This window comes from Pseudomonas sp. microsymbiont 2 (assembly GCF_054788395.1).
The window spans coordinates 36,236-49,959 of record NZ_CM139112.1 but is presented as its reverse complement, the minus strand read 5'-3'; the positions used below and the strand labels follow the sequence as shown (position 1 = coordinate 49,959).

The window sequence follows — 13,724 nt, the reverse complement described above, 5'->3', positions numbered from 1 at the left end:
ACCCGCGAAGAGGGCGGACCTGCTCGACCCCTTCTGGAAACATCTTGAAAGGCCATCCCGGATCCCCGGTGATGGCCTTTCATCCAATTGTCATATTCGAGTCATAGAGTGTTCATGCGGCCTGCAGATACTTGGGCCCGTTCCATCACAAACCCCACGATATTCCTGCTAGGAGCAAGGCATGAAACTGAAGCGTTTGATGGCGGCCCTGACCTTTGCCGCCGCTGGCGTCGCTGCCGCCAATGCGGTCGCCGCTGTCGATCCTGCGATCCCGACCTACACCAAGACCACCGGTGTATCGGGCAACCTCTCCAGCGTTGGTTCCGACACCCTCGCGAACCTGATGACCCTGTGGGCCGAGGCCTACAAGAAGGAATATCCGAACGTAAACATCCAGATCCAGGCCGCCGGCTCCTCGACCGCGCCACCCGCTCTGACCGAAGGCACCGCCAACCTCGGCCCGATGAGCCGCAAGATGAAGGACGTCGAGCTGCAGGCCTTCGAGCAGAAGTACGGCTACAAGCCGACCGCCATTCCGGTCGCCGTCGACGCCCTGGCCGTGTTCGTGCACAAGGACAACCCGATCAAGGGCCTGACCATGGCTCAGGTCGACGCCATCTTCTCCTCCACCCGCCTGTGCGGTGGCAAGACCGACGTCAAGACCTGGGGTGACCTGGGCGTGACCGGCGACCTGGCCAACAAGCCGGTCCAGCTGTTCGGTCGCAATTCGGTATCGGGCACCTACGGTTACTTCAAGGAAGAAGCCCTGTGCAAAGGCGACTTCAAGCCTAACGTCAACGAACAGCCTGGTTCGGCTTCGGTCGTGCAGTCGATCAGCTCCTCGCTGAACGGCATCGGCTACTCGGGCATCGGCTACAAGACCGCCAGCGTCAAGACCGTGCCTCTGGCCAAGAAAGACGGCGGCGCCTTCGTCGAAGACAACGAAGCCAACGCCCTGAACGGTACCTACCCGCTGTCGCGCTTCCTGTACGTCTACGTCAACAAGGCGCCGAACAAGCCTCTGGCCCCGCTGGAAGCCGAGTTCGTCAAGCTGGTCCTGTCCCAGGCCGGCCAGCAGGTTGTGGTGAAGGACGGTTACATCCCGCTGCCAGCCAAGGTGGTCGACAAGACCCTGGCTGACCTGGGCCTGTCCCACGCCGGCAACGTTGCAAAGAAGTAAGTAACTGAGGACGAGGCCGGTGCCACATGCCCGGCCTTTTCCGCGAATCTTCCAGTCCGAAGCCAGGATCCCTGAGCGGCGGGCTTTTTTGCGTCACTGCACTGTCATGTTTTTGTCATACGGGACCGCTAGGGTGTGCGCATGAATGATCTGGCCAACTCCACAATGACCCAAAATTCTCCCCCCGTGCGTATTGACTTCAATACGCCCGAGTTGCAACGCAAGCGCCGCCTGCGCGCCCTCAAGGATCGCCTGACCCGCTGGTACGTCCTGGTGGGCGGGCTCGCCGTGCTGGCGGCGATCACGCTGATCTTCTTCTACCTGGCCTATGTGGTGCTGCCGCTGTTCCAGGGCGCCGAGCTGACGAGCAAGAAGGCCCTGGAGCCGACCTGGCTGCAGCAGGATGCCGGCAAGCCGCTGATGATCGCCCTCGAGGAACAGAACCTCGTGGGCATGCGCGTTTCCGACAAGGGCCAGGCGCTGTTCTTCGACACCAAGACCGGTGGCGAACTGAAGCGCGTCGACCTGCCGCTGCCGGCCGGCACCCAGGTCAGCTCCATCAGCACCGACCAACCGGGCAGCCCGCTGGTGGTGCTGGGCCTGTCCAACGGTCAGGCGCTGGTGTTCCACCACACCTACAAGATCACCTACCCGGACAACAAGAAGACCATCGAGCCGGGCATCGACTACCCCTACGGCCAGGACCTGTTCACCCTTGACGAGCAGGGCCGCGCGCTGGAGCACGTGAGCGTCAACGTCAACGGCGACACCCTGTTGCTGGCCGGCTCCACCGGCGCGCACCTGCAGGTGATCGAGCTGTCGCGCACCGAGAACATGATGACCGACGAGGTCTCCATCGAGCAGAACCGCATCGAGCTGCCGCAGATGACCGAGACGGTGAAGAACATCTTCATCGACCCGCGCCAGCAGTGGCTGTACGTGGTCAACGGTCGCGCCACCGCCGACGTGTTCAGCCTGCGCGACAAGAGCCTCAATGGCCGCTACAAGCTGTCCGAGGACGGTGATACCGAGATCACCGCCAGCGCCCAGCTGGTCGGCGGCATCTCGCTGATCTTCGGTGACTCCAAGGGTGGCCTGAGCCAGTGGTTCATGGCCCGCGACCCGGACGGCGAGTCGCGCTTCAAGCTGATTCGCAGTTTCCAGATGGGCAAGGCTCCGGTGGTGCAGATCGACGCCGAAGAGCGTCGCAAGGGCTTCATCGCCCTGGACAGCGAAGGCAAGCTCGGCGTGTTCCACAGCACCGCGCACCGCACGCTGCTGGTCGAGCAGGTCGCCGACGGCGCGGGCATCCTCGCCCTGTCGCCGCGCGCCAACCGCATCATCATCGAAGAAGGCGGCAAGCTGCTGCCTCTGAGCCTGCGCAACCCGCACCCGGAAATCTCCTTCAGCGCCCTGTGGGGCAAGGTCTGGTACGAGAACTACGACGAGCCCAAGTACGTCTGGCAGTCGACCGCCTCGAACACCGACTTCGAGCCCAAGCTGAGCCTGTCGCCGCTGACCTTCGGTACCCTCAAGGCCGCGTTCTACGCGATGATCCTGGCGGCTCCGCTGGCCATTGCCGCCGCCATCTACACCGCCTATTTCATGGCCCCGAGCATGCGCCGCAAGGTCAAGCCGGTGATCGAACTGATGGAGGCGATGCCGACGGTGATCCTCGGCTTCTTCGCCGGCCTGTTCCTGGCGCCGTACCTCGAAGGCCACCTGCCGGGCGTGTTCAGCCTGCTGTTGATCCTGCCGGTCGGCATCCTGGTGGCCGGCTTTGCCTGGAGCCGCCTGCCGGAGTCGATCCGCCTGCGCATCCCGGATGGCTGGGAAGCGGCGATCCTGATTCCGGTGATCCTGGCGATCGGCTGGTTCGCCCTGTACATGAGCCCGTTCCTCGAGAGCTGGTTCTTCGCCGGTGACATGCGCCTGTGGATCACCAACGACCTTGGCATCACCTACGACCAGCGCAACGCCCTGGTGGTCGGTATCGCCATGGGCTTCGCGGTCATCCCGAACATCTACTCCATCGCCGAAGACGCCGTGTTCAGCGTGCCGCGCAGCCTGACCCTGGGCTCCCTGGCCCTGGGCGCGACGCCGTGGCAGACCCTGACCCGCGTGGTCATCCTCACCGCCAGCCCAGGTATCTTCTCGGCGCTGATGATCGGCATGGGCCGTGCGGTGGGCGAGACCATGATCGTGCTCATGGCCACCGGCAACACCCCGGTGATGGAGATGAACCTGTTCGAGGGCATGCGCACCCTGGCCGCCAACGTGGCCGTGGAGATGCCCGAATCGGAAGTCGGCGGCAGCCACTATCGTGTGCTGTTCCTCGCCGCCCTCGTGCTGCTGCTGTTCACGTTCATCATGAACACCTTGGCCGAGCTGATTCGCCAGCGCCTGCGCAAGAAATACTCGTCGCTTTGATAGAAAGGTAGAGATCCGTGAAAAAGGATTCCCTCAAAGGCTGGTTCAAGAGCGGCGCCCCCGGCGTCTGGATCAGTGGTGGCGCGGTGGCCATGGCGGTCATCATGACCGTCGGCCTGCTGGCCGTGATCGCCGTGCGTGGCCTGGGCCACTTCTGGCCGGCCGACCTGATCCAGGCTACCTACAAGGTGCCGGGCCAGGCCGACCACGTCGTCATCGGCGAGGTGGTGCAGAAGGAAGAGGTGCCGCGCGAGCGCCTCAAGGGTGCCGGCCTGCCGGTGCCGGAGCAAGGCCCGGAGTTCATGACCCGTGAGCTGATCAAGGTCGGTAACCGCGACCTCAATGGCAGCGACTTCACCTGGGTGGTCGGCGACTGGCTGGTGGACGAAAGCAAACCCGCCGAGCTGATCGCCCTGGAGCGCCGCGAGTGGGGCAACTTCTATGGCTACCTGGTCAGCGTCAAGGAAGAGGGGCGCGTGGTCGCCCAGGGGCCTGAAGCCTGGAACGAACTGCAGGTCCGTCTCAAGCGTGCCAGCGAGCTCAACGACCAGTTGGTGAAGCTCGAGAAGAAGGACATCGGCGCCATCAACCATGGCCTCGAGCGTCTGCGTCTGCACAGCCGCAAGCTGGAGCTGGACGGCAAGCTGGACGCCGCCGCCCAGGCCGACATGGACGCCGAGCGCGCCGAGCTGAACAACCGCTACAAGGCCATCGAGGAGCGCCTGACCGGCCTGCACCAGGCCTTCGCCCGCGATAGCCTGGTAGCCCGCGACGGCAATGGCCGCGAGGTGGAGATCAACCTGAGCAAGGTGGTCCACGCCATCCAGCCGAACGCCATGTCCGGCTTCACCAAGATGGGCGCGTACTTCGCCAAGGTGTGGGAGTTCCTCAGCGACGACCCGCGTGAAGCCAACACCGAAGGCGGTATCTTCCCGGCGATCTTCGGCACCGTGATGATGACCCTGATCATGGCCGTGATCGTCACCCCGTTCGGTGTGCTGGCGGCGGTCTACCTGCGTGAATACGCCAAGCAGGGCCCTGTGACCCGGTTGATCCGCATCGCGGTCAACAACCTGGCCGGCGTACCGGCGATCGTCTATGGCGTGTTCGGCCTGGGCTTCTTCGTCTACGTGCTGGGTGGCTCGATCGACCGGCTGTTCTTCCCAGAGTCGCTGCCGGCGCCGACACTGGGCACGCCTGGCCTGCTGTGGGCCTCGCTGACCCTGGCGCTGCTGGCGGTGCCGGTGGTGATCGTGGCCACCGAGGAAGGCTTGGCGCGGATTCCGCGGACCGTGCGCGAAGGCTCCCTGGCCCTCGGCGCGACCAAGGCCGAGACCCTGTGGAAGATCGTCCTGCCGATGGCCAGCCCGGCGATGATGACCGGCATGATCCTCGCCGTGGCCCGCGCCGCCGGCGAAGTGGCGCCGCTGATGCTGGTGGGCGTGGTGAAGCTGGCGCCGTCGCTGCCAGTGGACGGCAACTACCCGTACCTGCACCTGGACCAGAAGATCATGCACCTGGGCTTCCACATCTACGACGTCGGCTTCCAGAGCCCCAACGTCGAGGCCGCGCGGCCGCTGGTGTACGCCACCGCGCTGTTGCTGGTGCTGGTGATCGCCACCCTCAACCTCTCGGCGGTGTGGATCCGTAACCACCTGCGCGAGAAGTACAAGGCCCTCGACCACTGATTTCCAAGCCTTAAGCCACAAGCGGCAAGCGCCAAGCTGCTCGCCGCTTTGCTCAAACTTGCAGCTTGCAGCTGATAGCTTGCAGCTACAAAAGGAGTAAGAACATGCAACACGAAGCTCATACCCACGGCATCGACATGTCGGCCCTGGGCCGCGACAAGCAGAGCCTGCGCCTGGCCGAAGAGACCGTGGCCATCGAAGTACCCGGCCTGTCCCTGTTCTACGGCGACAAGCAGGCGCTGTTCGACGTCGGCATGAACATTCCCAAGCAGCGCGTGACCGCCTTCATCGGCCCGTCCGGCTGCGGCAAGTCCACGCTCCTGCGGACCTTCAACCGCATGAACGACCTGGTCGACGGTTGCCGCGTGGAAGGCGCCATCAACCTGTACGGCAACAACATCTACCGCAAGGGCGAGGACGTGGCCGAGCTGCGTCGCCGTGTCGGCATGGTGTTCCAGAAGCCCAACCCGTTCCCCAAGACCATCTACGAGAACGTGGTCTATGGCCTGCGCATCCAGGGCATCAACAAGAAGCGCACCCTCGACGAAGCGGTCGAGTGGGCGCTGAAGGGCGCAGCCCTGTGGGACGAGGTCAAGGACCGTCTTCACGAGTCCGCACTAGGCCTGTCCGGTGGCCAGCAGCAACGTCTGGTGATCGCCCGCACCATCGCCGTGGAGCCGGAAGTGCTGTTGCTCGACGAGCCGTGCTCGGCACTGGACCCGATCTCGACGCTGAAGGTCGAGGAACTGATCTACGAACTGAAATCCAAGTACACCATCGTCATCGTGACCCACAACATGCAGCAGGCAGCCCGCGTTTCGGACTACACCGCGTTCATGTACATGGGCAAACTGATCGAATTCGGTGATACCGACACCCTGTTCACCAACCCGGCGAAGAAGCAGACCGAAGACTACATCACCGGTCGCTACGGCTAACCACAGTGCTTGTGGGGCATTGAGACCTCTGTGGGAGCGGGTTTACCCGCGAACACCGGCGAAGCCGGTGCCATCCACCGCAGGGCCTGCTTCGCGGGTAAACCCGCTCCCACAGGTTCAGGTGAGGCCGGAAAGCCAGGGAACGATACAAACGACTTGCAGCTGCTTCGCGGAGCGAACGATGATCAACAAAGAAAGCCTTACCCACCACATCTCCCAGCAGTTCAACGCCGAGCTCGAGGAGGTGCGCAGCCACCTGCTGGCCATGGGCGGGCTGGTCGAGAAACAGGTGAACGACGCCGTCACCGCGCTGATCGAGGCCGACTCGGGCCTGGCCCAGCAGGTGCGCGAGGTCGATGAACAGATCAACCAGATGGAGCGCAACATCGACGAGGAATGCGTGCGCATCCTCGCCCGTCGCCAACCGGCGGCCTCCGACCTGCGCCTGATCATCAGCATCTCCAAGTCGGTGATCGACCTGGAGCGCATCGGCGACGAGTCCACCAAGATCGCCCGCCGCGCCATCCAGCTGTGCGAGGAAGGCGAGTCGCCGCGCGGCTACGTCGAGGTGCGCCACATTGGCGATCAGGTGCGCAACATGGTGCGCGACGCGCTGGATGCCTTCGCCCGCTTCGACGCCGACCTGGCGTTGTCGGTGGCCCAGTACGACAAGACCATCGACCGCGAGTACAAGACCGCGCTGCGCGAGCTGGTCACCTACATGATGGAAGACCCGCGCTCGATCTCCCGCGTGCTGAGCGTGATCTGGGCGCTGCGCTCGCTGGAGCGCATCGGCGACCACGCGCGCAACATCTCGGAGCTGGTGATCTACCTGGTGCGAGGCACCGATGTGCGCCACATGGGCCTCAAGCGCATGAAGGCCGAGGTTCAGGGCGAGTCCGTCGACGAGGGCGAAATCGCTAATGTTCCGGCTGAACCGGACGATAAATAGAATTGCTCCCGAGCACGAACGCCCGGCTCTTGCCGGGCGTTTTCGTTTGCGCGCGAGCACCAGCAGGCACCCGCGAACGAGCACAGAAGTCCCGGCGTGACCAGTGGTTTGGCAAATGGCCATCAGTCGGCGGTATGCTAGTCGGGATTCAAGAGGAGTATCGATGAGTAAAGTGAATGTGCTGGTCGTGGATGATGCTCCGTTCATCCGCGATCTGGTGAGGAAGTGCCTGCGCAATGCCTTTCCGGGCATGGTGATCGAAGATGCGGTCAACGGCCGCAAGGCCATGGCCATGCTGGGCAAGGAACGTTTCGACCTGGTCCTGTGCGACTGGGAAATGCCGGAGATGTCCGGCCTCGAACTGCTGACCTGGTGCCGTCAGCAGGAAGAGATGAAGACCATGCAGTTCATCATGGTGACCAGCCGTGGTGACAAGGAGAACGTGATCCAGGCCATCCAGGCCGGCGTCTCCGACTTCGTCGGCAAGCCGTTCACCAACGAGCAGCTGCTGACCAAGGTGAAGAAGTCCCTGACCAAGATCGGCAAGCTCGACGGTCTGATGGCCAGCGCGCCGGCCCGGGTCAATTCGGCGTTCGCCAACGACTCGCTCAGCGCCCTGACCGGAGGGCGTCCGGAAGCCGTAAAGACTGCGCCGGCCCCTGTCGCCGCCGCCAAACCGCTGGTCAACGCGCCCACGCCGAAATCGGCTGCCGCGGCGGCCCAGAGCGGTCGTGGCCAGGGCCAGTTGCGCCTGGCCAGCGGCAACCAGCCATGCGTGATCAAGGCGCTCAGCCTCAAGGAGGCACTGCTGGTGGTGCGCCGCAGCGCCAACCTGCCGCAGGTGCTCGAAGGCGCGGTGCTGGACTTGGAGCAGGGCGAGAATGCCGAGGTGGCGCGCCTGAATGGTTACCTGCACGCCATCGCCGCGCTGGAGCCCAAGCCCGAGAGCGACTGGCTGCAGCTGACCTTCAAGTTCGTCGACCAGGATGCGCAGAAGCTCGACTACCTGTCGCGCCTGATCGCCCGCGGCACGGCGCAGAAGCACTTCACGCCAGGGGCCTGATGGCCAGGGTTGTGTAGGTGGACGTGAACCCTGTGGGAGCGGGTTTACCCGCGAATACGATGGTGCTGTCAGCGACGCATTCGCGGGTAACCCCGCTCCCACAGGGACCAATACTCTCTGCGCTGTCCTTTGAAACTTCCGACCAGCTGTCACAACTTGTCTTTATTCGGGCTGCTAGGCTTCGACAGAACACAACTGTCAAAAAGCCACCATCATGCCGCCCGCCCGCCTGCTGTTGTTCTGTGCCTTGCTCACGGCCTCGGCGTCGAGCCTGGGCATGACCATCTACAAGACCACCGACAACTTCGGCGTGGTCTCCTATTCCGATCGCCCCAGCCCCGGCGCCAGGGCGTTCGTTTTTCGCGAGCCGATGGTCGAGCGACTGGATGGCCAGGTACGGCTGAAGACCGAGAACTTCGCCGGTGGCGTGCGTTTTGTCGCGCGCAACGAGCTGTTCGTGCCGATGGAGGTGGAGTTGCGGGTCGAGCGCCTGGCCAATGCCCAGGGTGGCAATGCCCCGCGCATCGTCCGGCGTCTGGTGGCGCCGCGTTCGACCCAGGTGCTCAGCGTGGTGCAGGCTCGCCAAGGGGCGCGCCTGAAGTTCGACACGAAGTTTCGCTATGCCATGGGCGATCCCGGCCAGCGCCCGCAGGGCTATCGCTATCCGTTCCCCTGGAAGGGCGGGCCGTTTCGCCTGAGCCAGGGACCCAATGGCCGCTTCAGTCACTTCGGGCCCAAGGGCCGCTATGCCATGGACATCGCCATGCCCGAAGGCACGCCGATCATCGCGGCGCGCGGCGGGGTGGTGGTGAAGATCGAGAACAACCAGAGCGGGCGGGGAACCAACCCGTCGGGCAATTTCGTGCGGATACTGCATCCGGATGGCACCATGGGCGTGTACCTGCACCTGATGCGCGGCTCGGTGGTGGTGGGCGAGGGCCAGCGGGTGGCCCAGGGGCAGGCGTTGGCCAAGTCGGGCAACACCGGCAACAGCACAGGGCCGCACCTGCATTTCGTGGTGCAGCGCAACGTAGGGCTGGCGTTGGAGTCGATACCGTATCAGTTCGACCGGCCGATTGGCGGGTTGCCGGATTTCACGGCTGGCAATCCCTAAGCACTCTGTCACTGTGGGAGCGGCCTTGTGTCGCGATGGGCTGCGCAGCAGCCCCAGGATCTCTGCATCATGCAGAATTGCCGGGGCTGCTGCGCAGCCCATCGCGACACAAGGCCGCTCCCACAAAGGCGTTCGCGCTAGCCAGAGGAAGCGCTACGCCAGTCTGAAGAAGGTACTCAATCGAGCTTGAGCACCTTGGCCAGCACGATCTTCGGCCCTTTCATCTTCTTGATGATGATGCGCAGGCCCTCGACTTCCAGCAGTTCCTCTTCCTCAGGCACGCGCTTGAGCGTCTCGTAGACCAGTCCGGCCAGGGTCTCCGCCTCGATGTGGTCGAGGTCGACGCCCAGCAGGCGTTCGACCTTGAACAGTGGCGTGTCGCCACGCACCAGCAGCTTGCCAGGTTGGTAGGCGAGGATGCCGCGCTCGGTCTTGCGGTGCTCGTCCTGGATATCGCCGACCAGCACCTCCAGCACGTCTTCCATGGTCAGGTAGCCGATCACCTTGCCGTCGGCTTCCTCCACCAGCACGAAGTGCGCGCCGCCCTTGCGGAACTGTTCCAGCAACTGTGCCAGCGGCATGTGCCGCGACACCCGTTCCAGCGGGCGAGCCAGGTCCTCGAGGTCGATGGTCTCGGGCAGGTGATCCAGCTCGGCCAGCTCCAGCAGCAGGTCCTTGATATGCAGCAGGCCGGTGAATTCCTCGCGCTCGGCGTCATACAGCGGGTAGCGGCTGAACTTGTGACGGCGCAGCAGGGCGAGGATCTCCTTCAGCGGCGCATGGGCGTCGATGCTGACCATGTCCTCGCGGGAGTTGGCCCAGTCGACCACTTCCAGCTCGCCCATCTCCACGGCCGAGGCTAGCACGCGCATGCCCTGGTCGCTGGGGTCCTGGCCGCGGCTGGAGTGCAGGATCAGCTTGAGTTCCTCGCGGCTGTAGTGGTGCTCGTGGTGCGGCCCGGGCTCGCCCTGGCCGGCGATGCGCAGGATGGTGTTGGCGCTGGCGTTGAGCAGGTAGATGGCCGGATACATCGCCCAGTAGAACAGGTACAGCGGCACGGCGGTCCACAGCGACAGCAGCTCGGGCTTGCGGATCGCCCAGGACTTGGGCGCCAGCTCGCCGACCACGATGTGCAGGTAGGAGATGACGAAGAAGGCGATGAAGAACGAGATCGCCTTGATCAGCTCGGGGCTGTCCACGCCCACGGCGGCCAGCAGCGGCTCGAGCAGATGGGCGAACGCCGGTTCGCCGACCCAGCCCAGGCCCAGGGAGGCGAGGGTGATGCCCAGCTGACAGGCCGACAGATAGGCATCGAGCTGGTTGTGTACCTTGCGCAGGATGCTGCCGCGCCAGCCGTGCAGTTCGGCGATGGACTCGACGCGGGTTGAGCGCAGCTTGACCATGGCGAACTCGGCGGCAACGAAGAAGCCGTTGAGCAGCACCAGGAACAAGGCGAAGAGAATCATGCCGAAATCGGCGAACAACGAGGAAAGGCTGATACCAGGGGAAGGGTCCATGATGGGGTTTTACGAGGGCCGTCTTTGAAATAGGGAGAAAAAAAGTGCCAGCGATGGCTGGCACGGGGGATCCAATGTAGCGGCTGGAGGCGCAAAAGCAAAGGGGAGGCGTCCCATCGCGGGGCAAGCCCGCTCCCACGATCGCTCGGGCAGCGCGTGGGAGCGGGCTTGCCCCGCGATGACTCAGGCTTTGCTTGCGACCAATTGCGCCGGCGCAAAGTGGCAGGTGAAGGTGCTGCCATGCCCCGGCACACTGCTGATTTCCAGGCGCCCGCGATGGCGCATCAGCACGTGCTTGACGATCGCCAGCCCCAGCCCGGTACCGCCGGTATTGGAGGCGCGGCTGGAGTCGACCCGATAGAAGCGCTCGGTCAGGCGTGGCAGGTGCTTGGCTTCGATGCCGACCCCCGAATCCTGCACGCTCAAGTGCGCGCCCTGGTCGTCGGCCCACCAACGGATGCGGATATTGCCTTCGTCCTGGGTGTACTTGACTGCATTGAACACCAGGTTGGAAAACGCGCTGCGCAGCTCCGACTCACTGCCCTTGAGGCGGATGCCGGGGGCGGCCTCCAGGGTGATGCGCTGGTTGCGTGGGCCGGACAGGGCCTGGGCGTCGTTCTTGATGGCGGTGAGCAGCGTGTCGACCAGCACCGGCTGGTTGTCCGAGGGATAGTCGGTGGCTTCCAGCTTGGCCAGCAGCAGCAGGTCGTTGAGCAGGGTCTGCATGCGCGAGCCTTGCTGGCTCATCTGCTGCAGGGCGCGGCTCCAGCGCGGGTTCACGTCCTCGACGTTGTCCAGCAGCGTCTCCAGGTAGCCGGTGATCACCGTCAGTGGCGTGCGCAGCTCGTGGGAGACGTTGGCGACGAAGTCCTTGCGCATCTGCTCCAGCTGGTGGATGCGGGTCACGTCGCGCACCAGCATCAGGTGTTCGTTGTTGCCGTAGCGGGTCAGGTGCAGTTGCACGCGCAGGCGGTCGTTGATCGGCGAGGGAATTTCCAGCGGCTCGGCGTAGTTCTCCGACTCGAAGTACTCCTTGAAGCGCGGGTGGCGTACCAGGTTGGTCACCGGCTGGCCGCTGTCCTGTGGCGTCTTGAAGCCCAGCAGGGTCTCGGCGGCGCGGTTCCACCATTCCAGGTTGCCTTCGCTGTCGAGCATGATCACCGCGTCGCGCAGCGCGGCGGTGGACTCCTGGACCCGGTCGATCACCGCCTGCAGGCGGCCTCGCACGCGCTGGTCGCGGCGTTGCAGGTGATAGATGCTGTCGAACACCTCGCCCCACAGGCCATAGCCGTCGGGCGGTGCTTCGTCGGGCTGGTGGTTGCGCAGCCAGTCGTGCAGGCGCAGCAGCTGCTTCAGCGTCCAGCCCAGGTAGATCGCCAGGCCGATGGCCAGGCTCCAGCCGTAGTAGCCGCTGACCAGGCCACCGATCAGGCAGGCGGTGATCAGCAGCAGCATGTGGCGAATCAGGGTCGAGTGCCAGTTCTGGTTCAATTGACAGTCCTTGTACAGCGGGCGTCGGGGCTTCGATCAGCTCTTGGTCGAGAAGCGATAGCCGGTGCCGCGGACGGTTTGTACCAGATTTTCATAGGCTTCACCCAGCGCCTTGCGCAGGCGACGGATGTGCACATCGACGGTGCGTTCCTCGACGTAGACGTTGCCGCCCCAGACCTGGTCGAGCAGCTGGCCACGGGTGTAGGCGCGCTCCTGGTGGGTCATGAAGAACTGCAGCAGGCGGTATTCGGTGGGGCCCATCTCGGCTGGCCTGCCGTCGATGGTCACGCGGTGGCTGATCGGATCGAGCAGCAGGCCGCCGACTTCGATCGGCGCTTCGCTGTCGCTCGGGCCGGTGCGGCGCAGCACCGCCTTCAGGCGCGCCACCAGTTCGCGGGGCGAGAAGGGCTTGGTGATGTAGTCGTCGGCGCCGACCTCCAGGCCCTGGATCTTGTTGTCCTCTTCGCCCTTGGCGGTGAGCATGATGATCGGGATGTCGCCGGTCAGCTCGTCGCGCTTGAGGCGGCGCGCCAGTTCGATGCCCGAAGTGCCCGGCAGCATCCAGTCGAGCAGGATCAGGTCCGGTTTGCGATCGACGATGATGGCGTGGGCCTGTTGCGAGTTCTCGGCCTCGAGGCAGTCATAGCCGGCCATTTCCAATGCAACGGCGATCATCTCGCGGATAGGCGCTTCGTCGTCGACGATCAGAATGTTTCTGCCAACCATGCTCAATTACCTCTCCCAGGAACGGTGTCTTGGCCCGCATTAGATAACGAAATTATTGCAGCTGTGTGACAGGGCGTTGGCCGTTCTGGCGACATCGCGTGACTGGACTAGGCTTCAAGGGGCCGCCAAGGCGGCTGACAGAACCCATTCCACCCCCGAAACAACGGTGATTCCAATGACACGACATACGCTGAGCTGGATGGCCCTGTGCGCTGCGCTGGCAGTGCCGGGGGTGGCGTCGGCTCATCACGCCATGGAAAAAGACGGCATGTGGGTCGATCACGCTGGCATGACGCTCTACACCTTCGACAAGGATGCCGGTGGCAAGTCCATGTGCAATGGCGAATGCGCCAAGAACTGGCCGCCGTTGATGGTCAAGCAGGACGACGAGGCGCCGAAGGACAAGTGGACCCACGTCACCCGCGACGATGGTTCGATGCAGTGGGCCTACGACGGCAAACCGCTGTACACCTTCGTCAAGGACAAGAAGGCCGGGGAGACCACCGGTGATGGCGTGAAGGACGTCTGGCACGTCGCCAAGCCCTGAAGAGGGAGCATTTGACCCTGTGGGAGCGGGTTTGCCCGCGAATGTTGCGGTGCGACCACCATCGCATTCGCGGGTAAA

Annotated in this window: 11 protein-coding genes; 8 read left to right on the top strand and 3 right to left on the bottom strand. The window is 64.1% G+C overall.

The annotated features are described in order from the left end of the window. Window positions 1-181: 181 nt before the first annotated feature. The 7 genes from ACYUME_RS00245 (at window position 182) to ACYUME_RS00215 (ending at window position 9,365) form a co-directional block, all read left to right on the top strand. Window positions 182-1,180 (top strand): phosphate ABC transporter substrate-binding protein PstS, encoded by a 999-nt coding sequence (locus tag ACYUME_RS00245; RefSeq protein ID WP_279888425.1) that lies wholly within the window; start codon window positions 182-184, stop codon window positions 1,178-1,180. 141 nt (window positions 1,181-1,321) lie between these two features. Then, window positions 1,322-3,610, top strand: a complete 2,289-nt coding sequence (locus ACYUME_RS00240; protein ID WP_460417652.1) for an ABC transporter permease subunit — start codon at window positions 1,322-1,324, stop codon at window positions 3,608-3,610. 17 nt (window positions 3,611-3,627) lie between these two features. Then, the gene (gene pstA, locus ACYUME_RS00235) at window positions 3,628-5,298 is read left to right on the top strand and encodes a phosphate ABC transporter permease PstA (RefSeq protein WP_460417650.1); all 1,671 of its coding nucleotides are present in this window, start codon (window positions 3,628-3,630) and stop codon (window positions 5,296-5,298) included. A 104-nt stretch (window positions 5,299-5,402) separates the two neighbouring features. After that, on the top strand, window positions 5,403-6,236 hold the full coding sequence (gene pstB / locus ACYUME_RS00230; RefSeq protein WP_279888422.1) for a phosphate ABC transporter ATP-binding protein PstB: 834 nt from the start codon (window positions 5,403-5,405) through the stop codon (window positions 6,234-6,236). Window positions 6,237-6,417: 181 nt separating this feature from the next. Further along, on the top strand, window positions 6,418-7,188 hold the full coding sequence (gene phoU / locus ACYUME_RS00225) for a phosphate signaling complex protein PhoU (protein ID WP_279888420.1): 771 nt from the start codon (window positions 6,418-6,420) through the stop codon (window positions 7,186-7,188). A 163-nt stretch (window positions 7,189-7,351) separates the two neighbouring features. Beyond that, entirely contained in the window at window positions 7,352-8,251 is a 900-nt protein-coding gene (locus ACYUME_RS00220) for a response regulator (RefSeq protein ID WP_460417648.1), read from the top strand. A 214-nt stretch (window positions 8,252-8,465) separates the two neighbouring features. Further along, the gene (locus ACYUME_RS00215; RefSeq protein WP_279888418.1) at window positions 8,466-9,365 is read left to right on the top strand and encodes a M23 family metallopeptidase; all 900 of its coding nucleotides are present in this window, start codon (window positions 8,466-8,468) and stop codon (window positions 9,363-9,365) included. Window positions 9,366-9,541: 176 nt separating this feature from the next. Here ACYUME_RS00215 and ACYUME_RS00210 read toward each other — a convergent pair whose 3' ends face one another. From ACYUME_RS00210 to phoB, 3 genes are all read right to left on the bottom strand, one after another. After that, on the bottom strand, window positions 9,542-10,882 hold the full coding sequence (locus tag ACYUME_RS00210) for a hemolysin family protein (RefSeq protein ID WP_279888417.1): 1,341 nt from the start codon (window positions 10,880-10,882) through the stop codon (window positions 9,542-9,544). Between the two features lie 183 nt (window positions 10,883-11,065). Continuing rightward, on the bottom strand, window positions 11,066-12,337 hold the full coding sequence (gene phoR, locus ACYUME_RS00205; RefSeq protein ID WP_279888426.1) for a phosphate regulon sensor histidine kinase PhoR: 1,272 nt from the start codon (window positions 12,335-12,337) through the stop codon (window positions 11,066-11,068). 72 nt (window positions 12,338-12,409) lie between these two features. After that, complete coding sequence (phoB, locus tag ACYUME_RS00200; protein ID WP_011536427.1) at window positions 12,410-13,099, bottom strand: phosphate regulon transcriptional regulator PhoB; 690 nt, start codon at window positions 13,097-13,099, stop codon at window positions 12,410-12,412. Window positions 13,100-13,274: 175 nt separating this feature from the next. On the opposite strand from phoB, the gene ACYUME_RS00195 reads away from it, so the two are divergent. Then, on the top strand, window positions 13,275-13,646 hold the full coding sequence (locus tag ACYUME_RS00195; RefSeq protein WP_279888416.1) for a COG4315 family predicted lipoprotein: 372 nt from the start codon (window positions 13,275-13,277) through the stop codon (window positions 13,644-13,646). Window positions 13,647-13,724 lie beyond the last annotated feature (78 nt).